We start from the raw sequence: 23,532 nt of genomic DNA, 5'->3' as shown, positions 1-23,532 counted from the left end.
CCCCCTCAGACTTCCTTCACACCCAGTCGCCGTCGCACCGCGGCCACCACCCGGAAGCGCCGGGAGAGCCTTCGCGCGCGCACCGACATCACCTGCTGTTCAGAACCCACCGAAAGTGCGTCACGCCACACCTCGCGTCGCTGCAGGAAGGGGAGGGCTCTCAGGAGCGCCAGGAAACTCAGGGCTTCCTGCGCATCGAGCGCGGCGGGCTCCCCCGGAATGCTCGCCAGCACCGTGCCGCGCAGCCACGCCACCCGGGGCGCCAGGGCCTGTTCCCGCCCCGCGAGGTCCTCCAGCGCGTCGACGAGCCGGGCATGTCGGGTCTCCTCCCACGACAGCGCCTTCCGACGTCGCGAGGGAGCCTCCGGCGCCGGTGTCTCACCCGCGCCCGCCGTCAGCGAACGGTACTTCTTGATCTCCGCGTCTACCTGCCGCCGACACGCACGCAGGTTTCGCAGCACGGGCTCACCGGGGCGCGCATCCCACAGCGCCTTCTCCGCCGAGCGGGAGATGCCCCGCGCCACCACCTCGAACGGAACGCCTTCTCTGGCCCAGGATGTCAGAAGCTCCGAGTCCAATGCCGAGAGCATCAGCCCCGCGCCACGCACCGCGAGGAAGTAGTCCTGCACCAGCTCCTCGAAGCTGGCGCTTTCCGGCAACAGACTCATGATCCGACACCCACTCCAGGCAGGGCGACCGGGCAGCCGGCCGTCCGCTCCCCCATACCCGGTGGGTCCGACAAGGCAACCGTGTTGTCATCCTTTTCACAGCAGTTCTGGAAGTTTGCCGGCCTGCTTTCCACTTCTGGAGGGGCCAGCCAGTCAGGGTTGACCCTGCACTTGGAAACCGCGCATAGTGGTTCTCCCCGAATGGAAATTCCCGAAGATTCCCGGCCACTTGCCTGTTTGGTAGGCAACCGGGGACGCCGGTCCCCCCCGCTTAGGAAGACCATGCGCCGTTCGCTCCTCGTCTGCCTCGTCCTCCTGGCCTCGGCCTCCGCCGCTCAGGAGAAGAAAGCGCCGCGTGACGCCGACCTGGGCCAGAAGTCCGCCACCGCGGTGGACAAGTCCCTGGCTGGCGACATCACCCGCGAGAAGAAGAAGGAAGAAGTCGCCCCCGCGCTCCAGTACGACCAATTCCGATTGGGCGTGGAGCTGCAGGTGGCCTCCAAGCGACGCGAGCAGATCGTCTCGCTGAAGAAGATCATCTCCCTGTCGCCGGATCCGAAGGAGGTCCCCAGCCTCCTGTTCCGCCTGGGAGAGTTCTACTGGGAGGAGTCGAAGTTCTATTTCTTCGAGGCCAACCGCAAGGACGACGACCTCATCAAGGCGATGAACCGCAACGACGCCGCGGGCCAGCAGCAGGCCAAGGCGGAGAAGGCGGAGTTCGTCGCGAAGCAGAAGGAGTACGGCAAGCTCGCCGTCGAGCAGTACACCCGGATTGTCCAGGAGTTCCCCAAGTTCGAGCGCACGGACGAGGTGCTCTTCTTCCTCGGTCAGTACCTGATGGAGGAGGGCCAGGACCGCAAGGCGCTGGTCGCCTTCAAGCGCCTGGTGGAGAAGCACCCGAAGTCCAAGTACATCCCGGACGCGTACCTCGCCTTCGGCGAGTACTACTTCAACAACTCCAAGGGAAAGCGCCCGGAGTTGGAGAAGGCGCTGGTGGCCTACAAGAAGGCCGCCGAGTTCCCGGAGAGCCAGGTGTACGCGTTCGCCCTCTACAAGCAGGGCTGGTGCCACTACAACCTGGGCGACTACACGGCGGCGAAGGACAAGTTCAAGACGGTGGTGCTGTACGGCGAACTGGCCGGCGCCAACGCGGTGGAGAAGGACGGCGGCAAGAGCGGCCGAGGCTCGCTGGTGCGTGAGGCCCGGACCGACTACGTGCGAGCGTACGCGCACGAGGGCGACGTGGCGCAGGCGCGCGCGGACTTCGGCAAGGTGGCCTCCAATCCGGAGGACCGCTTCACGATGCTCAAGCAGCTCGCCAACATGTACTACGGCGACGGCAAGGACCGCGAAGCGGCCATCACCTTCAACTCCCTCATCAAGGAAAAGCCGTTGTCGCCCGAGGCGCCCGGCTTCCAGGGGAAGATCGTCGACTGCATCCTTCGCATGGGCAACAAGGAGCGCACCGTGGCCCAGGTGCGCCGGCTCGTGAAGATCATGAAGGAGGTCGAAAGCTCCGGCGTCATCAAGGACGACAAGGACAAGAAGCTGCTCGCGGAGGCGAAGGAGCTGTCCGAGCGCACGCTCTCCAACCTCGCCGTCACCTGGCACAACGAGGGCCGCAAGACGCGCAACGAGGAGACGTTCCGCTACGCGGACGCCGTCTACAGCGACTACCTCACGCTCTTCCCGGAGAACCCCAAGGCGTACGACCTGCGCTTCTTCTGGGCGGAGTTGCTCAACGACAACCTGCAGAACTACGAGAAGGCCGCCGCCAACTACACGCTCGTCGTGCTCCAGGACGCCAAGGTGCTGGAGGCCAAGGACGACAAGGGCAAGCTGAAGCCGGGCAAGCCGGGCAAGTGGCTGCCGAACGCGTCCTACAACGCCGTGCTGGCCTACGACGAGGTCGTCAAGGCCGCCGAGGCGCGTGGCGAGGCGAAGAGCGAATCGGTGGGCACGGACCTGTCGAAGAAGGCCGCCATCCCCACGCTGAAGAAGGCGCTGTTGGATGCGTGCGAGCGCTACCTCAAGTACGTGCCCAAGGGTGACAAGCGGGTGGAGATCGCCTTCAAGGCGGCGAACATCTACTACCGCCACAACCACTTCGACGAGGCGGTGCTGCGCTTCAGCGAAATCGCGCTCGGCTACCCCGAGTACAAGTTCGAGAACGGCGACCGCGCCGCGGAGATCAGCGCCAACCTCATCCTCGACTCGTACAACCTGCTCCAGGACTTCGCGAAGGTGAACGAGTGGGCGCGGCGCTTCTACGCCAACGACAAGCTGGCCACGGGCAAGTTCCGCGACGACCTGGCCAAGCTGATTGAGCAGTCGTCGTTCAAGCTGGTCAGCCAGTTGGAGGAGAAGAAGGAGTTCTCCAAGGCGGCCGAGGCGTACCTCAACTTCGTGCACGACTTCCCGCAGACGGAGATCGCCGACCTGGCGCTCTACAACGCGTCCGTCGACTACTACAAAGCGAAGATGCTGGATAAGACGATTGAAGTGCGGGCCCGGCTCTTCGCCCAGTATCCGCGCTCCAAGTACGTGCCGGACTCCATCTACGCCAACGCGGAAGCGCTGGAGGCCATTGGCGACTTCGAGCAGGCCGCGACGACCTACGAGCTGTACGTGAAGGGCTACGAGCGCAGCGTGTCGGAGAAGGGTGGCGGCAAGGCGCGCCCGAGCAAGTCCAGCAAGTCCAACAGGAAGGGCGGCGGCGACGACAAGCCGGCGGTGCCGCAGAAGTGGGACGAGGCCAAGGCGCAGGTGGCGCTGTTCAACGCGTCCACCTACCGCGAGGGCCTGGGCCAGACGAAGGCGGCGCTGCGCAACCGCGAGCGCTACCTGGAGCTGTGGCCGAAGGCGAAGGACGCGGATGACATCCGTCTGTCCATCATCGAGCTGACCGGTAAGAGCGGCGCGGCGATGCGGGCCATCAAGATGCTGGAAGAGTACGAGCGCGACAACATGCGCTCGGCCAGCAAGTTCCTCACCGCCGAGGGACGGATCATCGACCTGTACAAGAAGATGAACAAGTCGCGCGACGTGACGCGCATGTACAAGCGCGTGGGCGAGCACTTCGACCAGCTCCCCCGCCGCGTGCAGACCACACTGGAGAAGCCCGCGCTGGCCACCGCCGCGCAGGCGCAGTTCCTGGGCGTGGAGCTGGACTGGGCGGAGTACAAGCGCCTGAAGCTGTACTGGGGCGCGCCGCCGTCGCCCGACCGCTTCCGCGCCAGCATCCAGGACAAGAGCCGCGCGCTGCAGGTGGTGGAGAAGAAGTACGTGCAGACGGTGTCCCTGGGTGCTCCGGAGCCGTCGCTCTGCGCGCTCAACCGCATTGGTCTGGCGTATGACCACTTCGCCCACAGCGTCATCAACGCGCCCATGCCGCGCGGCCTGGACGAAGAGGCCCAGCAGGCGCTGCGCGACGAGTTCACCAACCAGGCCCAGCCGCTCAAGGACAAGGCCACGGAGGCGTTCGCCGCCACGGTGGCGAAGAGCCGCGAGCTGGACGTGTTCAACGCCTGCGCCGCGGAGAGCTTGAAGCTGCTGCGCACCACCTACCAGCCGGACCGCTATCCGGAGATGCCGGAGGAGAAGGTCGCGCTGAAGAGCCGCCAGCAGATCATCGGTGGTGACGTGCTGGCCGGCATCCAGGACGTGCCGCCGCCGGCGCCCAAGGCTGTGGCGGAGCAGAAGAACCAGAAGGAGGCGCTGCAGGAGGACCTCACGGACCTCACCGCGCAGCTGCGCTCGCAGACAGAGACCCAGGTGGACACGAAGGCCACCGCCTCCACCCCGGACGGCACCAAGCCCGCCAAGGCGGCTGGGGCCGACGAGGAGCCGGAGGACTTCCTCTAATGAACCGGACGACCCGTACCATGCGCCTGTTCCCCCTCCTGGCGGCCGCGTCGCTCATCGCCGCCGGCTGCACCGCGTCCAAGGCCACTTCTCCCGCGCCCGTGGCGAAGAACCCCACGGCGCAGCCGAAGGACGCTCCGCCTCCGCCCATCTCCAACACGGCCAAGGCGCGCTTCGAGGACGCGGTGAAGTCCTTCGACACGCAGAAGAAGGCCAAGGCGTTCGACTACCCGGCGCTGGAGCGCAAGTTCAAGTCGGCGCTGGAGTCCGACGCGAACCTCGCCGAGGCCGAGTACAACCTGGGCGTCATCGCCGAGCGTCAGGGCAACATCCCGGAGGCGAAGGCCCGCTACAAGGCGGCGCTCACCAAGAAGCCCTCGCTGCGCCAGGCGTCCGAGAACCTGGCCGTCATGGAGCAGAACGGCGGCAACGTGGCCGGCGCGGTGGCCCTCTACCAGGAGGTCCTCCAGCGTTATCCGGACGACGCGCAGTCCCGCGCGCGCCTGGCGGAGATCTACCGGCAGCAGAACGACCACGACAAGGCGATGGAGCTGGCCCGTGGCGCGCTGATGAGAGATCCGACGTCCACCACCGCGCTGAAGGTGATGATCCGCAGCTACCTGGACCGCAAGCAGCTTTCGATGGCGAAGCTGGTGGCGCTGCGCGGCGTGAAGCTGGACGGAGCGGACCCGGAGCTGCACCACTCGGTGGGCCTCATCCAACTGCGCGAGGGTGATGCCGATGACGCTCGGCTGTCCTTCAAGAAGGCGCTGGAGGCGCGCGAGGACTATGTCCCGTCGCACGTCGCGCTGGCGCAGCTGTCGCTGGACGCGGAGGACTATCCCGGCGCCGAGGAGCACCTGCGCCGCATCCTCCAGGCGGACGGGAAGAACGCCACCGCGCACCTGAACCTGGGCCTCTCCTACAAGGGCCAGGGTCAGTACGACAAGGCGATGCAGGAGTATGACGAGGCGGAGAAGCTGGACCCGGAGCTGGCGGCCGTCCACCTCAACCGCGCCATCCTCCTCCACAAGGTGAAGGACGCCCCCGAGCGCGCCGTGGAGCTCTACAAGCGGTACATCGCCACGGCGGGCGGAGAGGTGGCCCTGTCCGGCGAGGCCCCCGTCTTCGGGCTGCTGCGTGAGGCGGAGGCCATCGTCAGCGCCAAGCGCGAGGCCGTCGCGGCCGAAGAGCAGGCGAAGAAGATGGAGGACCTCCAGAAGAAGCAGCAGGCCCAGATGCAGGCCGCGGAGAAGAAGCAGGCGCCCCAGGCCCCCGCGCCCAATGGCGCCGCGGCGGCTCCGGCCACGGGCACGGGCACTTCCGCCCAGGCCACTCCGGCGGGGGGCTCTTCGCCCCAGACGCCGGCGGCCCCTCCTCAGTCCCCCGCAGCGGGTGCTCAGGACAAGAAGAATGCAGGCACGACGGATCCTTCCGAGCCGGGTGAGCCTGAAGACGACCTGCTGTGAAAGTTGGGATGTCCCCGGGTGCCTTCGCTGTGGCGAGCCCCGGGGGGATGATGCGAACCTTCGCTGTCCGTTGTCTGGACATGCGGCGTCGAACGGGCCCGGCGGGGCCCTTGTGGGAGGCAGTGATGCGGAAGGCTCTGATGTTGTGCGCGGTGCTCGCGGTGGCTCCGGCCTTCGCCCAGGATGATGCGGCCAAGCCGTCAGGTGGGGGCGCGGAGGGCAATGTGCGCTACTCCAAGACGACGAACATCGACTTCGAGGACGACACCATCGAAGGCGACCTCACCAAACCGGACGGCGAGTACATCGAGGCGCGTGAGACGGTGAAGCACTCGAACCTCATCCGCATCCGCGAGGACTTCGAGGACAAGGTGATGCAGTCCGTGGGCGAGCTGTAACAAGCGTCGGTGCGTCGGCGGGAACCTTCCGGCGCGAGCGTTGTCCATAGCGAGCATCCACCTTCCGCAGGAGCCCTCATGGCCGTTCCCCTGACACTCAAGGTCTTCAAGGGCGACACCCTGGTCGCCACCAAGGACTACGAGCGCGACATCATCAAGATTGGCCGGCTGTCCTCGGCGCACCTGTGCCTGGAGGACGAGAAGGTCAGCCGCATCCACTCCGTCATCGAGGTCGCCGGCGACGGCTCCATGTCCATCATCGACATGGGCAGCGTCGAGGGGACGTACGTCAACAACAAGCGGGTCAACAAGGGCCTGCTGTCGTTCGGCGACGAGATTCGGGTGGGTGCCACCACCATCCGGCTGGAGAACCCCTCCGCCATCGCGGCTGCAAACCTGGCCGTGGCCGCGGCGAGCACGGATACCACCACGGAGAAGAACCCCGTGCTGGGCTCCACCACCGCCGCCACGGGGCTGGCGCAGGCCGCCGCCGCCGAGGCCGCCGAGTCGTCCCTTCCCACCCCCGTCGCCGCCGCGAGCGCGGGTGCGCTGGACGCCTCCGTCGCCCCCACGCAGAAGAGCCCCATCCTCGCCGCCGAGGAGCCCGCGCCGGCTCCCCGCGCGACGCAGGCCCCGGTCGACGACGCCGCGCCCCGCGTGCGCACGGTGCGCCGCTCCAAGTCGAGCGGTCCGCAGGGTGTGTCGCTGCGTTTCTGCTGGGGTGACCAGCGGGTGGGCGAGTTCTTCGTCGCCCCGGGTATCAAGCGCTTCGTGACGGTGGGCAGCGCCGCAGGCGTCGACTTCGTCATGGGTGACGCCAAGTTCGGCGCTCCCCGCTTCGACGTGCTGCGCACGGACGGTCAGTCGTTCGTCGTGCGCTTCACGGGGAAGATGAAGGGCGAATTGGTCCGCAAGGGCGAGACGCAGGAGCTCAAGGCGGTCATCGAGTCCGGCAAGGCCTCGCACGAGGGTGACGCGTACACGCTCACGCTCGACGCGGAGGACTTCTTCTGGGTGGACCTGGGCGGCGTGACGATGGAGGCGAGCTTCCAGTCCGTCCCCAAGCGCGTCGTGGCGCCGCTGGGCGAGTCGCTGGACTACACCGCGCTCAACATCTTCCTGGTGATGTTCTTCGCGGCCACCGCGTTCGTCATCACCGCGATGAACCGCACGGGCGAGGGTGACGAGTACGCGGACGAGTTGTCCGGCAACCAGGCGCGCATCGCCAAGTTCCTCATCAAGCCGCCCGAGGCGCAGAAGAACAAGTTCCTCGAGCGCCTCAATCAGCAGAAGGAAGCGAAGAAGAGCGGCGAGATGGCGGCCAAGAGCCGCGGTGACGAAGGTCAGATGGGCAAGAAGGACGCGCCCAAGACCAACAACCGCACCGCGCCCAAGGGCGACCCGAACAAGAAGGACGAGGCGCGCGCGCTGACCGCCAAGATTTTCGGCGGCGGCAAGGGCGGCATCTCCACCGTGTTCGGCAGCAAGGGCCTGGGCGGCGACCTGAAGAGCGCCATGGGCAACATGTTCGGCGCCAAGGCGGGCAACTCGGGTGGCTTCGGCGGCCTGGGCCTGCGTGGCTCCGGCGGTGGTGGCGGCGGCACCGGTGACACCGTCGGCATCGGCGGTATCGGCACCAAGGGTCGTGGCGGCGGCACCGGCAGCTACGGCACGGGCGTGGGCGTGCTGGGTGGCAAGTCCAGCGTGGACGTGGGCATCACCTCGTCCGACCCGGAGGTCATGGGCTCGCTGGACAAGGAGCTCATCCGCAAGGTCATCCACATGAACCGCGGGCAGATTCGCTACTGCTACGAAAGCCTCCTCAACCGGTTCCCGAAGCTGGGCGGCAAGGTGGCCGTGAAGTTCGTGATTACCGCCACTGGCTCCGTGGCGTCGTCCTCGGTGGCCCAGTCCACCGCGGGCAACGCGGAGCTGGAGACGTGCGTGGCCGGTCGCGTGCGCACCTGGAAGTTCCCCGAGCCCAAGGGCGGTGGCGTGGTGGTCGTCACCTATCCGTTCATCTTCAAGCAGTCCGGCGATTAGCGCCGGCCTTCCTCCGCTTCACGGGCGGCCCTTCCCCGGGGTCGCCCGCGCAGTCACCCCGGCTCCCGTCCCCCGTGGGAGCCACGTCAACCTCAGGACCGCATGAAAGCCCTCGCCTCCATTGCCCTGTGTGCCGTGTTCGTCCTCCCCGTGGCCGCGAGCGCTCAGCAACCACCCCCCACGGCGACGGGAGACAAGCCCGCCGTCACGTTCGATGAAATCGAGCGCGGCTTCTACTTCGCGCTGCTCGGCGGTCCGCTCTTCCTGACCAATCCGCCCGCGGCGGAGGGGACCCCCCGTCCGTTCTCCTCGGGCCCCATGGCCCAGGTGGAGTTCGGCGTGGACCTGGGCGAGCGGGTGTCCGTGGGCCTGTTCATCATGGGTTCCAGCATCCGCACGAGCGCCGAGTACATCGGCGAGTCCGGCGGCGCGGTGTCCGGTGACTTCTCCACCTTCGTCCCGGGCGCGGTGTTGCGCGCGCGCCTGGTGGGCCTGGCCGACAGCCAGGAAGTGAAGCGCACGTGGTTCTATGTCCGCGCAGGCGCGGGTTATGCGATGTTCTCGCCGAAGCGTCTCCTTCCGGATTCCGACATTCTTGTGTTTGCCGGGCCCGGAGTGGAGTACTACACACGGTTGCGCCACTTTTCCGTGGGGCTCGAGGTCACGGGGAACTACCTCGTTTCCGGAGGCTCGTTCGGGTTCGCGGTGGCGCCGAACATTCGCTACGCGTTCTAGTTCCAGCGGGAGAAAGACGTGCCTCAGGAGAATGGAAGCGGTGGGCCGCGCCAGGGTGGGCGTGGTCGTGACGGGGGTGCGCCGGGTCAGGGCCCGCGCCGTGACGGTCCTGGCGGTGGTTTTGGTGGCCGGGGCGGTCCGGGAGGCTCTGGTGGAAGGGGCGAGGGCAGAGGCCGCGACGGACGTGGTCGGGGTCGTGACGAAGGCCCCGTGGGCCCGGGTCAGCGTGTCATCTCCGAGCTGAGCGTCCTGGAGAAGGCCCTGTCCAAGACGGACTTCGTGGCCGAGAAGGGCCCGCTGCAGGCGATTGTGCGCTCGCTGCGGCCCATGCGGCTGAAGTCCCTGGAGGACCTGGACCTCAACACGCGAGGCCGACTCATCACCACGATGCTGCGCGTGCAGCGTCAGCCCAAGCCCGCGGCTCCGGATGCTTCGGCCCCCGCGGAGGCGAGTGCCCCGGTGGAGGCCACCGAGGCTCCGGCCGAGGCCGCCGCTCCGGCGGAAGGCGCGGAGGGTGCGGTCGCCGAGGGTGAGACGGGCGCGGCTCCGGCCGAGGCTGCTGCTCCGGCGGCGCCCGCGGTGGACCCCGCCAAGGAGAAGTTCGACGCGTGGACGGACGTGCTGTTCCTGGTGGGACAGGTCTGGCGCGCGGCGGGAGACCGGGAGCGCGCCGAGGTGGCCTTCGCCGCCAGCGGTCGTCAGCCCGGCCCCGAGGTCGAGGAGCCCACGGCGCCTGCGGCTCGGACGGAGGCACGTCCGGAGCGCGGTGAGCGTCGGGAGCGCCCGGAGCGAGGCGAGCGTCGGGAGCGCGGTGAGCGTCCCGAGCGTGGCGCGGCGGGTGAGCGTCGGGAGCGTCCCGAGCGTGGCGCTGCTGCGGGCGAGCGCCGGGAGCGTCCCGAGCGCGGCGCGGCCGGCGAGCGTCCGGAGCGCGGCGAGCGCCGTCCCATGCCGGAGCTGACGGGCGACTGGAAGGAGCAGGCCAAGCAGCTCGAGGGGATGGGTCGCACGCGTGACGCGGCCCGTCTGCACGAGCGGAACAATGGCTTCGCGGACGCCACCCGGCTGTTCGAGGCGGGCGGAGACCTCAAGAGCGCGCTGCGCACCGCGCTCGCGGGCAGCGACAACGATGCCGCGCGCCGACTGGTGGGCACGCTGCCCCCGGATCAGCTCGCTCCCACGCTGGAGAAGGCCGGTGCCTACGAGCTCCTGATGGAGCACTACGTTGGCAAGGGCGACTTCGAGAACGTGGCGCGCCTGTATGAGCGCGCGCGCCAGTTCGACCAGGCGGCGCTCGCGTACGAGCGTGCGGGGAAGCTGACCCTGGCGCGCAAGGCGTACGAGCGCTCGCGGGACATGGCCAGCGCCAACCGCATCCGTGGGCTCGAGGTGAAGAGCCTGGTGGAGCGTGGAGATCGTCTGGGCGCGGCCACGTTGCTCGTGGCGGCGGGCCAGCGTCGCGAGGCGGTGGAGGTGCTGGGCACCCTGCCTCCTCCCAAGGCGTTCCACTTCATGCAGCGGCTGAAGCTGGACGAAGAGGCGAAGGAGCTGGCGCAGCGCGAGCTGGCCCGGGCCGAGCAGGAGCAGAAGCCCGCGGGCCGTGCCCGGTGGCTGGAGCTGCTCGGCGACGTCGCGGCTTCCGCCGAGGCGTGGGAGGCCGCGGGGCGCAAGGACAAGGCGCTGCCGCTGCACGAGAAGCTCGGCAACCTGCCTCGCGCCGCCCAGCTCGCCGAAGAGCTGCAGCAGCGTGACAAGGCCGTGGCCCTCTACACCCAGCTCAACGACAGCGCGGGTGTGGAGCGTGCGAAGGCCCTGCCGGAGACGCCCGTGGCGCCCCCGGCTTCCGCCGAGTCGTCCGAAGGCGGTGCGGGGGGCGAGGACGGGGACGTTCCCTCCGACGCTTCCTCGGCCGAGTAGCAAGAAGGCCAATGATTCCCGCCCTTTGGCGGGTTTTACACGATTGCTCGGGGGCGCTCGCGGCCGGTAGAGTCCGGCGGCTGGCGCCCCCGCTGCGTTCCATTTTTACCCCCGAGGCCCGCCCTCCCCATGCAACAGCCCACGTCTCCTCGACCCACGCTGCGCGTGTCCGATGACCGGAGCTTCGTCGAAGCCGAGGCCTCCCTGGAGAAGTCCGGCCGCGTGGAAGAGCTGATCCGCCTGTACGAGGGCCGCGCTCGCGACGTCGCCGCCGACGAGGCCGTGCGCCTGTTGTGCCGCGCCGCGGAGCTGGCTCATGACCGGCAGCGCAACGCGCCTCGCGCCGAGGAACTCCTCAAGCGCGCGATGCTGGTGGCGAAGGATCCGCTGCCCGCGCTGCGAGGCCTCAAGCGGCTGCACGAGTCGCGGCAGGACGCCGCGGCGCTCGCGGATGTGCTGGAGCGACTGGGCAGCTCCACGCAGGGCGAGGAGAGCGCCGGCCACTACCTGAAGGCCGCGGACCTCTACGAGCAGAAGCTCTTCCGCCGCGACAGGGCGGTGCTGTGCCTGCAGCGCGCGGCCCGCGCGAAGTCCGACCGGGCCATCTTCCGACGCGTGCGCCAGTTGCTGTTGTCCGAGGAGCGCTTCCAGACGGCCTTCGAGGCCCTGGAGCGAGAGCGCGAGGCGCTGGGCGACGCGGGCATGGCCGAGGAGTACGCGGCGCTGGCGGAGCGACTGGTGGATGATCCCACCGAGCACGAGCTGGCGCAGCGGGTGCTGGATGTCGCCCGGACGCTGGAGCCGCAGAACGCGCGCGTGGAGAAGGCCACCCGGGCGCTGCAGCGCTTCGAGCAGACGTGGCGGGACCGTGTGCGGATGCTGCGCAGCATGTCGCTGGAGGAGCGCGACAGGAAGAGCGCGGCAAGGCTGTCGTTGCTCGTGGCGAAGCTGTTCGCCTGGTACGACCCGACCGCCGCCGGCAAGGTGAAGGAGGCGTTGGACCGCTGCTTCCTGCTGTGGCCGGGCATGCCCGAGGGGCTGTCGCTCATCGAGAAGATGGCCGCGCGCTCAGGCGGCGATTTCGCGGCGGCGATTGCTCAGATTGAAGCCATGGCGGGCGAGGTGAAGGACCGCGCCGCGCAGGTCGACCTGTGGCTGCGCGTGGGCACGCTGCGTCTGGGACGGCTGAACGACGCGCCGGGTGCGCTCGGCGCCTTCGAGCGGGCCGTGGCGGCGGACCCATCGCGCGCGGACGCGGCGAGCCTCACGGCGGAGCAGTTGCTGGAGGGGGGCAGGGCGGCGGACGCGGTGGTGGTGCTGGAGCGCTACCTGACCACGGTGAAGGACAAGTCGAACCAGGCCGCGATGCGGCTGCGCCTGGCGGAGCTGTGCCTGACGCAGCTGAAGGACAGCGCGGCGGCGCGCACGCACCTGGAGGCGGCGCTCAAGCTGGACCCCACGCATGCGCTGGCGGCCTTCCAACTGGCGCGGCTGTTGGCGGAGGACGAGGAGCTGGAGGCCGTGGTTCCGCTGTTGGACCTGGCGCTCCTGGCGCCGCGTCCCCGGTCGGAGCGGGTGGCCTTCTGCGAGGCGCTCGCCCTGATGTTCGAGGAGAAGGAAGACGCGCGAGGCGCCTTCGAGGTGCTGTCGCGCGCGCTGGAGTTGGACCCCGCGCGTCCGCTGCTGCTCGGCTCGGTGGTGGAGCACGCGGAGAAGGCCAACGCGAGGCCCGCGCTGGCCCTGGCGCTCCAGCGCGCGGCGCAGGCGGCCCCGGTGGTGGAAGTGGCCGCGACGCTGTGGCGACACCTGGCGCAGTTGCTCCAGGGCCCGCTGGCGGACCCGGTGCGCGCGGAGGCCGCGTGGCGCGAGGTGCTGGCGCGGCTGCCCGGTGACGAGGTCGCCGCGGAAGCGGTGAAGTCACTGCAGGCGGTCGCGGCGCTCGCTGACGACCCGAAGGCCCGGCTGGAGGCGGAGGTGACGCGGCGTGAGGCCGCTGGCGCCGCGCCCGAGGAGCTGGAGCCGCTGGTGCGCGAGTGGACGCAGCTGGCGCCCGACGAGGTGAGCGCCGTGCAGCGGCTGCAGGCGTTGTGCGTGGCGCTGTCGCGCTTCGACGAAGCGGCGGCGCTCGCGGGGCGGCTGGCCTCGCTCGCGGAGACGCAGCTCGAGCGCAACGAGTGGACGGCGCGTCAGGCGAAGCTGTACGCGGAGCGACTGGGGCGCCAGGAGGACGCGGCGGACCTGTTCCTGGGGCTGTTGTCGGAGAACGTGTCCACCGGCGTGGTGGTGGGGGGCCTGGAGCGACTGGCCGCGGCGGGGGTGCGGACGCAGGAAGTCACCGAGGCCCTGGCGGCGCACTATGGGCGCGCCGGTGACCACCAGCGACAGGTGGCGGCGCTCCAGCAGCAGCTCGAGGCCACCACGGAACCGACGGCGCGCAAGCGCCTCTTCTCGCTGCTGGCGAGCATCCACGAGAAGCAGCTGGCGGACAGCCGCGCGGCCTTCGACACCCGGGTGCGCGTGCTGCGCGAGGACCCGAGGGATGAGCCCACGCGCGCCGAGGCCCTGCGTCTGGCGCGGGACTTGTCCGCGCACGCGGAGCTGGGGCGCGTGCTGCGCACGCTGGCGACGGAGTCGGAAGACCCCACGGTGGCGCTGTCGCTGCTCACCGAAGCGGCGGGGCTCACGGAGGAGGGCGGGCTGGTGGCGGATGCCATCTCCGCGCTCGAGGCGGCGGTGGAGCGGGCGCCGGAGTCGGGCCCGGTGCTCCAGCGGCTCGTGCGGTTGTACGGGCGCGCGGGGCGCTCCGCGGATGCCGAGGAGCTGCTGCGCAAGCGCATCCACGGCGCGCGTGGGCCGGAGCGATTGGAGTTGCTGCTCCAGCTCGTGGACCTGAACGTGGAGCTGGGCCGTCCGGCGCAGGCCGCCGAGGCGCTCCAGTCCTCGCTCTCGCATGGCGCCGAGGAAGGCCGGCACCTGCCGCGCCTGGCGGAGCTGTACGAGAAGGCGGGCCGTACGCGCGAGCTGGGCGACACGCTGGCCCGGATGATTGGCCTGGCGGAGTCGTCCGGTGAGACGGACAAGGCGTCGCGGCTGAAGCTGCGGCGCGCGCAGCTGCTGCAGGGCACGCAGGACGGCAGCGCCGAAGCGGTGCAGAGCTACGCGGACATCCTGCTCCAACGTCCCTCGGACCCGGACGCGCTCGCGGCGCTGGAGGCGATGTTGGCCTCGGGGCCCGCGCGGGAGGCGGCGGCGCGCGTATTGGTGCCCGCGCTCGAGCGGACCAAGGACCACCGCAAGCTGGTGGCCACGCTGGACGTGCTGGCGGAAGTGGCGAAGGACGACGCGGCGCGCGTGCAGGTGCTGCGGCAGGCCGCGCAGGTGCATCTGGCGCATCTGCGGCAGCCGGAGCTGGCGTTCGCGGCGCTGGCACGGGCCCTGCGGCTGGCGCCGGGCGACGCCGGGTTGCGCTCCACGGCGCGTCAGGCGGCGGAGGACGCGGACTCGGTGGACAGCTACGCGGAGATCATCGCGGAGCTGGCGGAGGAGGGCGACGTGGGCCCCGCGCGCGGAGCGCTGCTGCGCGAGCTGGCGGAGGTGCAGGAGAAGAAGCTCGACGACAAGGCGGGGGCGGTGAAGGCCCTGCGTGCGTTGCTGGCCCTGGAGCCGGGCAACCTGGACAGCCTGCGCGCCTTGCAGCGGCTGCACCGCGCGGGCGAGGAGTGGGCCGCGCTGGCCGAGGTGCTCGAGAAGCTGGCCGCCGCGTCGCCGGAGCCCGCCGAGCAGCTCGCGTTCCTGCGTGAGGCCGCGCTGCTCCACGAGACGCGTCTGTCGGACCTGGAGAGCGCGTCGGAAGCGTGGCGCGCCATCGCGGAGCGCGACTCGGCGAGCCGTGAGGCCGCCGCGACGCTGGACCGGCTCTATACGGAGCTGGAGCGTCACCAGGACCTGGCGTGGGCGCTGGCGCTGCGCCGCAACCAGGAAGGACAGAGCCCGCAGGGGCGAGAGGTCTCCTTCCGCCTGGCGGAGCTGCAGCGCACGGTGCTGGATGACCCGAACGCGGCGCTGGGACTCTACAAGCGCATCCTCGCCGAGGACTCTGGTCACCCGGGCTCGCGCGCCGCGCTCGAGACGTGGGTGAAGGCGGCGGTGCCCGCCAGTGGCGCCGCGCTGGAGGTGTTGGACCCAGTGCTCGCGCAGGTGGGGGACCATGCCCGCCGCGTGGCGCTGCGCGAGGCTCGAATGGAGTCGGCGCTCACGGTGGAGAAGATCCTCCTGTCCGGTGAAGTGCGCCGCATCTACGAGCGCGACATGCGGCAGCCGTCGCTGGCCTTCATGTCTGCGGTGAAGTCCTTCGCGCAGGGGCTGGACCGGGACGGCGTGCGTCCCGACCTGGAGCGCCTGGGGCGCGAGACGGGCTCGCACGAAGTGCTCGCGGAGATCTACGAGTCCGCGGCGGTGGAACTCACGGAGGGAGACCCGGCGGCGTTGGAGCTGCTGCGTCGTGCCGCGGAGCTGCGCGAGTCGTTGGACCAGCCCGAGGAGGCCGCGCGCCTCTGGAAGAACCTGCTCGCGGACGCGCCGCAGGACCGCCAGGCGTTGGAGGCCCTGTCCCGGCTGTATGAGAAGGGGCAGAACGCGAAGAGCCTCTCCGAGGTCTACACCCGTCAAGCCCAGCTCTCCCAGGACGTGGAGGAGCGCGTCGGTCTGCTGCTCAAGGCGGGCGAGGCCTACGCCAACGCGGGTGAGGACGCGAAGGCCGTCGAGACCTATCGCTCCGCGCTCTCGCTGCGGCGGGTGTCCGAGGGACTGCTCGCGCTGGAGAAGCTGTACGCGAAGGCACGGCGGTTCGTGGAGCAGGCGGACGTGTTGGATCAGCTCGCGGATGGCGCCGCGGACGACGCCGCGCGACGGGGCTGGCTGCTGAAGCGGGCGCAGTTGCTCGAGAAGGAAGTGGGCCCCACGGAGGCGCTGCCGGTGTATCGCCGGCTGCTGGAATTGGCGCCTGGGGATGGTCAGGTGGTGGCGGGCCTGGAGCGCTTGATGGCGCACGACGGGCCCCGCGTGGAGGCGGCGCGTCTGCTGGAGCCCGTCTACCGCGGCCTGAACGACACGCGAAAGCTGGTGGAGGTCCTGGAGGTGTTGTTGCACGGCATCGCGCCGGAGCGGCGGCTGGAGCACATCCAGGAGATCGCCACCCTGCGCGAGGCGCTGGGGCAGACCTCGCTCGCGTTCGTCGCGCGGCTGCGGGCCTTCAACGAGTTCCCGCAGGAGACCTCGGTGCGCGACGAGCTGGAGCGGCTGGCGGCCGACTCTGGTTCGTTCGAGGAAGTCGCTGGCGCCTACGAGGACCAGCTTGAGCGCGACACGCAGGAGCCGCTCGCGGGTGACCTGTGGCGGCGTCTGGCGACGCTCTACGACAACCGGCTCAAGCGCTACGACCTGGCGGTCCGGGCGCTGGAGGAAGTGAGCCGGAGGGACCCGAAGAACAAGGGGGTGCTGGAGTCCATCGCCCGCGTGCATCGCCGCACCGGCGCGCACCGCGAGCTCGCGCTCGTCATGCGGCGTCAGGTGGCGGCGGAGCCGAGCGAGGCATCGCAGATCAATCTCCTGTTCGAGCTGGCGCACCTCGCCGAGGAGACGCTGGCGGACAAGGCGCTTTCGGCGCAGGCGTACCGCGAGGTGCTCGTCCTTCGGCCGGAGAACACGAACGCGCTCAAACTGCTGGGCCGCGTGCTGGCAGAGATGGAGCGCTGGCCGGAGCTGGCGCAGCACATCGAGCGGGAAATCCAGCTCGCGGACGCGCGTGGCGCGCAGGAAGAAGCGTCGGACCTGCGCGTGCGCCTGGGGCGCTTGAAGTTCTCGCGTCTGGATGACCCGCGCGGTGCCCTGGAGCTGTACCAGTCGGTGCTGGCGCGCAGGGCGGGACATGCGGGCGCCGTCGGTGCGCTGGAGGAGATGGCCCGCTCGGAGAGTCCGCTGCGTGGCGCGGCCGCCAGTGCGCTGGAGCCCGTCTTCGTCGCGGTGGGCAACCATCTGAAGCAGGTGGAGATGCTGGAGTCCCGCGTGTCGGCGGAGGCGGTGCCGCAGGAGCGGGCCGCGCTCTTGCGTCGCATCGCGGAGATGTATGCCGGCCCGCTGGAGAACGCGGAGATGGGCTTCCTGGCGGCGACGCGTGCGCTGCGCGAGCTGCCGGATGACCTGCGCTCGCTGGAGCTGTGCGCGTCGCTGGTGGACCGGGCCGAGGCTCCCGAGGAGCTGGGCTCGGTCATCATGGAAGTGGCGCCCAAGGCGGGAGACGCCGCGCGGGCCGAGCTGTACCGTTCGCTGGCTCGACTGCAGACGGACCTGGGCGAGCCTTCCGAGGCGCTGACGTCCTGGAAGCGCGTGCTGGAGCTGCGTCCCACCGACACCGAGGCGCTGGATGGCACGGTCCGCCTGGTGGCTTCGCAGGGCAAGCCCACGGAGCTGTTGGAGGTGCTGCGCCGTCAGCTCGCCGTGGCCGAGGAGCCGGCGCGCCGCGCGGCGGTGCTCTTCCAGATTGGTCATCTGCAGGAGGAGCAGCTCCACGACGCGCTCGGTGCGCTGGCGACGTTCCGGCGCCTGCTGGAACTCAAGCCGGATGACATGGCCGCGCTGGAGCGGATGGAGGCCCTCTGCCAGAAGCAGGAGCGCTGGCCGGAGCTGGCGGACGTGCTGGCGCGTCGCATCGCGCTGATGCCTCTCGAGACGGGGCTGGAGCTGAAGTTCCGGCTGGCCATGGTGCGCGAGACGCGGCTGTTGGACCGGACGGGCGCGCTGGCGTTGTACGGCGAGGTGCTGGCGGTGCAGCCCAACCATCCTGGCGCGGTCGGCCGGATGGAAAGCCTGGTGTCTCGCGAGCCGCAGAACCTGCTGGCGGTGGAGACGCTGCTGCGGGCGTTCCGCGCGAGCGGAGACGTGCCTCGGCTGGCGCAGGTCATCGAAGCGCGCGTGGGTGTGTCCACGGACGCGTTCGAGCGCAAGGCGCTGCTGGGCGAGCTGGCCACGCTGCGCGAGTCGCAGGGCGAGGTGGAGCTGACGTTCCTGGCCCTCTTCCGCGCCTTCAAGGAGGATCCGAACGACGGTGAGGTGCGCCGGCGCTTGGAGAACGCGACGGACGGCTCGGACAGCTACGACGAGCTGGTCGCCGCATACGAGGAAGCGCTGCCTCGCGTGGCCGAAGCCGCCGACGCGGCGCAGGTCTGCCTGAAGCTGGGCCAGTTGCTGGAGACGAAGCTGCGCGACTCGGACCGCGCCGTTTCCTATTACGAGCGGGCGCGCACGCTGCATGCGGCGGTTCAGGGGCGGGCGCTGGTCGCGCTGGACCGCCTGTACCTGGAGCTGCAGGCGTGGCCGGAGCTGGCGGGCATCCTGGAGGCGCTGGTCTCCGGGGCCACCGAGCAGGTGGAGCGCGTGGGCTACCTCTTCCGCCTGGGTCAGCTCTACCAGGAGCGGCTGGACAGTCCGGACCGTGCGGCGGGGGCCTACGAGGCCATCCTCAAGGTGGAGCCGGGGCACATGGCCTCCGCGCGCCTGTTGGAGGGCATCTACGAGGCCGCATCGGCGTCGGAGAAGCTCTACGCCATCCTCAAACTGCAGGCCGACAAGGTCGTGGGCGCGGAGAGGGACCGCGTCGTCTCGAAGATGGCGCAGGTGTCCGCCGAGGGGCTCTCGGACCTGGGCGGCTCCATCGAGCTGTACCGCGAGCTGCTGGCGAAGAACGCGCGCAACGACCAGGCCTTCACCGCGCTGGAGTCGCTCTACGAGCGCGCGGACCGGCCGCAGGACCTGCGCGAGCTGCTCGAGGGGCGTCTGGCGATGACGCTGGACCCTCGCGAGGTGGTGCGCCTCAACGAGCGGCTGGGTCGTGTGGTGTATCGGCTGCTCAAGAAGCCCGAAGCGGCCGTGCCGTACTTCAAGGCGGCGCTGGACCGTGACGCGCGCAACCGCGCGGTGCTGGACACGCTGCGGGAGCTGTACGACGAGACGGAGCAGCGCGAGGAGCTCGTCGGCGTGCTGCGCCGGCTCATCCCCCTGCAGGAGAACAGCGAGGGTGTGAAGGCGCTGCGCCTGCGCCTGGCGGAAGTGCTGGCCGGCATGGGCCGCCGTGAGGAGGCTCTGGACGCCGCCCGCCGCGCGCTGGAGGTGGAGCCGCACCAGGTGCAGGAACTCGTTCGGGTCCACGCGCTCTTCGTCACCCTGCGCGCCTGGAACGACGCGGTGCGCGCGCTGGAGCTGAAGGTGCAGGTGCACCTGGGCACCGAGGAGCGCGAGGCCGCGGTCGCCACGTACTTCGAGGTGGCGGACCTGTGGGCCGGGCAGGGCGGCAAGCCCGAGCAGTCCTCGAGCGCCTTGGAGAAGGTGCTGGAGCTGGACCCGTCGAACCGCACGGCCTACGAGCGGGTGTGCGAGCTGTACCGCACGTACAACGACTGGCGCGCGTATGCGACGGCGGTCGACCGCTACATGCCCCACTTCGTCACGGCCGAAGAGAAGATGGCGGCGCTGCGCGAGCTGGCGCGAGTGCAGGAAGAGCGGCTGGGGCAGAAGGACGTGGCCTTCCTGGCGCTGTGTCGCGCGCTGCAGCTCGATGCCTCCGACGACACGTTGCGCGAGGAAGTGGAGCGCCTGGCGGACGAGACGGGCAGTCACGAGGAGCTGGCCGCCGTCTACGAGGAAGTGGCGGACGAGCTTCCTCGCGGTCCGTTGGCGGAGCGGCTGTACGCCACGCTCGCGCGTGTCCACGACACGCGGCTGGATGATCCGCAGGCGGCGGAGGGCGCGTTCCGGAAGATTCTCGAGTTCGACCCGACCAACGCCACCGCGCTGGACGGACTGGCCGCCGTCTTCCATCGACGGGGCCACGAGCGCGAGTACGTGGTGGCGCTGGAGCAGAAGCTCGAGGCCGCTGGCTCCATCGAGCAGCGCAAGGGCATCCTGCGAGAGATTGCTCGCGTCTGGGACGAGAAGCTGGAGGACCCGACCGAGGCCGCCAGCGCGCTCCTGCGGGCCCTGGAGCTGGAGCCGGACGCGGAGACGCTCGGGGTGCTCACCGCGCTGTACCGGCGGCAGCGCTCGTGGCGCGACGTGGCCATGACGCTCTTGCGTGCGCGTGATTTGGCGGACACCGCCGAGGAGCGCGCGCGCATCCAGGTGGAGGTCGCGGGTGTCTTCGAGCGAGACCTCTCCGATGACGACTCCGCCGTCGCCGCCTACCGGCAGGCGCTGGAGCTGGACCCGGTCAACCGCGAGGCGCTGGAGTCACTGGAGCGGCTGCACACCAAGCTGGACCAGCCCGCGGACCTGCTCGCCATCTACGAGCGCATGCTGGAGCTGAGCGAGGACTGGCGCGAGAAGGTCCGCGTCCTCTTCCGCAGCGCCAGCATCTGGGAGGACAAGTACCAGAACCCGGCCAATGCGGACGTGTGCGTGGAGGGCGTGCTCTCCATCGACCCGCAGAACGTCCAGGCCATCAAGGTGCTCATCCGCCTGCGACGGGCCCAGGCTCGCTGGGAAGACCTCATCACCGCCTACGAGCGGCAGCTCTCCCTGGCCGTCAGCCCGCAGGAACAGGCGGAGCTGTACGTGGACATCGGCAACGTCCAGTACCAGCAGCTCAAGGTGGTGGACCGGGCCGTCAACAGCTACCACTCGGCGCTCGCGGCGGACCCCGAGAGCCGTCCCGCGTTGCACGCGCTCGGCAATCTGTACGAGCGCAGCGGCAACTGGCCCTTCGCGCTGGAGATGCTCCAGAAGGAAGCGGAGCTCGCGGGCCAGACGAAGGACGCGGTGGAGCTGTTCTACCGTTTGGGGAAGATCAACGAGGACATGCTGATGGACTCGGGCAGCGCCCGGAGTGCCTATCAGCAGGCCATCGCCATCGACGCGGGCCATCTGCCCAGCATCCGCGCCCTCAAGGGCATCCAGGAGCAGGAGAAGGACTGGAGCGGCTACGAGCAGACGCTGCGTCAGGAGGCGGAGCAGACGGAGGACCCGGCCGCCAAGGGTCGGGCGCTCCTCGATGTGGCGCGCTACCACGCGGAGACGCGCGAGGACCGAGAGACGGCCACGGGCTACTGGGAAGAGGCGCTCAAGCACATCCCGGACAGCATCGAGGCCGCGAGGCCGCTGGCGGATGTCTACATCGCCCATGAGGAGTGGGCCATGGCCGAGCGCATGCTCGACATCGTCACGCGCAAGCTGTCGGAAAAGGCCATGGTGGAGAAGGACGCGGCCACGGCGGCGGACCTGTGCCGGCAGCTCTACCGACTGGGCTACGTGGCGGAGAAGCTGGGGCGGCGCGACAAGGCCCTGAGCTGCTACGAGACGGCGTACGAGCGCGACGCGACGTACCTCCCCGCACTGGAGGGCTACGGCAACCTGCTGGTGCAGACGCGCCGCTACGAGGGCGCGCTCAAGGTGTTCCAGACCATCCTCATCCACCACCGTGAGGAACTCACGGACCTGGAGGTGGTGGAGGTCTACTGGCAGCTCGGTGACATCCACGCCGCGCTTGGCCAGGCGGACCGCGCGCAGAACCACTTCGAGAAGGCGCTCGCCATCGACCCGGGCCACGAGCCCACGCTGCGCGCGCTCGTCGTGCTGATGGACAAGGCGGGCCAGTACGAGAAGTCCGCCGACCTGCGCCAGCAGCTCGTTGGCGTGCTGGAGGATGAGGCCAAGGCGAAGGTGTACCTGGACCTGGGCCGCATCTCCCGCGACGAGCTGCATGACCCGTACATGGCCATCGATGCCTTTTCGGGCGCGCTCAAGGTCCAGCCGGATGCGCTGGAGGTGATGGACCAGCTCTACGTGCTCCTGCGCGAGACGCGTCAGGGCCAGAAGGCCGCGGATGTGCTGGCGCGGATGCTGGCGCTGCCCGCGCTCGCGTCGGAGCCCCACAAGGCCAAGCGCGTGTGGTTCGCGTTGGGCGAATTGCGCCGCGATGACTTGAAGGACGTGGAGGGCGCGACCCAGGCGTTCAACGCGGCCCTGGACCTGGACCCGCGCTTCGTCGAGGCGTTCAGCTCCCTGGAGGCGATGCTCGGCGGTGCCCGCCAGTGGAAGCCGCTGGAGGAGAACTACACGAAGATGCTCGGCCGGCTGCCGAAGACGCCGGAGACGCACGTGGCGCGCATGGCGCTGTGGCGCGCGCTGGGCGACCTGTACCACCAGGTGCTCAAGCATCCGGAGGGCGCGGTGGCAGCCTATGGCGTGGCCGCCAAGGGGCTCCCGGACGACGCGGCGGTGCAGGAGGCCTTCGCGGAGCTCGCCGGCAACATGCCTGGCAAGGAAGAAGAGGCCATCGCCGCGCTTCGTCGGGCGCTGCCTCACACGACGGACCCTCGCAAGATATGCGGACAGCTCGTCCGGCTGGCGGCGCTGCGCAAGGACTACGACGTGGCCTGGCTCGCGGCGCAGGCCGCGTCGGGCCTCCTGGGTGAAGCAGGGGAGGACGAGAAGGAGATCCTCTCCAAGCTGGGGCCGTACGCGAAGAAGAAGGAAGTGGCGCAGCGTCCGGTGGACGACCAGTTGTGGCACACGCACCTGTTCCACCCGAAGTCGCGTGGACCGCTCGCGGAGCTGCTCGGCCTGCTCTTCGCCAAGGCGGGGCACCTGTACGCGGTGCCCTTCACGCAGTACCAGCTCGTGCCGAAGAAGCACCGCATCGACGTGGCCAGCGCGCAGGAATACCACGTGCACCACTACCGGTACGTGGCGCGCCTGTTGGGCATGGAGGGCGTGGAGCTGTACTCGCCCTTCCTCGTTGCGACGCGCGAGCGCATGGCCAAGCGCTCCAACGAGCCCGCTCCGGAGCCGCTGGTCAACGTGGAGCTCCTGCAGACGCACCCGCCCTGTGTCCGAGTGGGTGGCAAGTACTTCGCGGAGCAGGGCCAGAAAGAGGTGTACTACCTCCTCGGCCGCGCCCTGGCGTTGGCGCGTCCGGAGCTGGCCTTCGCGCAGTACGTGCCCGCGGAGCGCTTGGAGGCCATCCTCCAGGCTGCCCTCAACATGGTGGTGGGCAATGTGCGTGTCGCCGAGTCCCTCCACGGCGTGGAGATGGAGCGGCGGGCCCTGGAGAAGGTCCTCACGGACGTGGACCGCGCGGCGCTCGCCAAGGCGGCTCGGGCCTGGCTGCCCACCGCGACACCGCAGTCCGTGCGCCAGTTCCTGGAGGGCGCGGAGCTCACCGCGGCGCGCGCGGGCCTCTTCGTCGCCGGAGAGATGGAGCCGGTGCGCCGGTTGGTCCAGGGGGAGACGGGGTCCTCGTTCCGAGTGGCGCCCCGCAACAAGCTCAAGGAGTTGCTCGTCTTCGCCACATCCGAAGAGCTACATCACCTCCGTGTGGCTGTTGGCACACACGTGGAGGTGCAGGTTCGTCGATAGCGGGGTAGAACCCTGGGAAGGGTTCACGCGTTGATG

At 69.8% G+C, this 23,532-nt stretch carries 8 protein-coding genes; 7 read left to right on the top strand and 1 reads right to left on the bottom strand.

All coding sequences use genetic code 11. The features are described from left to right. Nucleotides 1–5 precede the first annotated feature (5 nt). Nucleotides 6–668, bottom strand: coding sequence for a hypothetical protein (locus HUA76_RS32715; protein ID WP_141647498.1), 663 nt, complete (start codon nucleotides 666–668; stop codon nucleotides 6–8). 282 nt (nucleotides 669–950) lie between these two features. Between HUA76_RS32715 and HUA76_RS32710 the strand changes: the two genes are divergently transcribed. The 7 genes from HUA76_RS32710 to HUA76_RS32680 all read left to right on the top strand — a co-directional run bounded on the left by HUA76_RS32710 (nucleotide 951) and on the right by HUA76_RS32680 (nucleotide 23,496). Beyond that, nucleotides 951–4,532, top strand: a complete 3,582-nt coding sequence (locus tag HUA76_RS32710; RefSeq protein ID WP_174453614.1) for a tetratricopeptide repeat protein — start codon at nucleotides 951–953, stop codon at nucleotides 4,530–4,532. Beyond that, on the top strand, nucleotides 4,532–6,001 hold the full coding sequence (gltE, locus tag HUA76_RS32705) for an adventurous gliding motility TPR repeat lipoprotein GltE (RefSeq protein ID WP_174463061.1): 1,470 nt from the start codon (nucleotides 4,532–4,534) through the stop codon (nucleotides 5,999–6,001). Before HUA76_RS32710 ends, gltE begins: the two co-directional genes overlap by 1 nt. A gap of 125 nt (nucleotides 6,002–6,126) precedes the next feature. After that, on the top strand, nucleotides 6,127–6,399 hold the full coding sequence (gene cglF / locus HUA76_RS32700) for an adventurous gliding motility protein CglF (RefSeq protein WP_174453616.1): 273 nt from the start codon (nucleotides 6,127–6,129) through the stop codon (nucleotides 6,397–6,399). Nucleotides 6,400–6,477: 78 nt separating this feature from the next. Further along, nucleotides 6,478–8,442, top strand: coding sequence for an adventurous gliding motility protein GltG (gene gltG / locus HUA76_RS32695; RefSeq protein ID WP_141647494.1), 1,965 nt, complete (start codon nucleotides 6,478–6,480; stop codon nucleotides 8,440–8,442). 102 nt (nucleotides 8,443–8,544) lie between these two features. Beyond that, a complete protein-coding gene (gene cglE, locus HUA76_RS32690) occupies nucleotides 8,545–9,177 on the top strand; it encodes an adventurous gliding motility protein CglE (RefSeq protein WP_141647493.1) in 633 nt (210 codons plus the stop codon). A 210-nt stretch (nucleotides 9,178–9,387) separates the two neighbouring features. Then, complete coding sequence (locus HUA76_RS32685; RefSeq protein WP_174463060.1) at nucleotides 9,388–11,091, top strand: DEAD/DEAH box helicase; 1,704 nt, start codon at nucleotides 9,388–9,390, stop codon at nucleotides 11,089–11,091. A gap of 129 nt (nucleotides 11,092–11,220) precedes the next feature. Beyond that, the gene (locus HUA76_RS32680; RefSeq protein WP_174463059.1) at nucleotides 11,221–23,496 is read left to right on the top strand and encodes a tetratricopeptide repeat protein; all 12,276 of its coding nucleotides are present in this window, start codon (nucleotides 11,221–11,223) and stop codon (nucleotides 23,494–23,496) included. Nucleotides 23,497–23,532: the final 36 nt, after the last annotated feature.

This window comes from Myxococcus sp. CA056 (genome assembly GCF_013336715.1).
Classification (GTDB): Bacteria; Myxococcota; Myxococcia; order Myxococcales; family Myxococcaceae; genus Myxococcus; species Myxococcus llanfairpwllgwyngyllgogerychwyrndrobwllllantysiliogogogochensis.
Note: the sequence above shows the minus strand (reverse complement) of the source record. Positions and strands in the feature narration are given on the sequence as shown.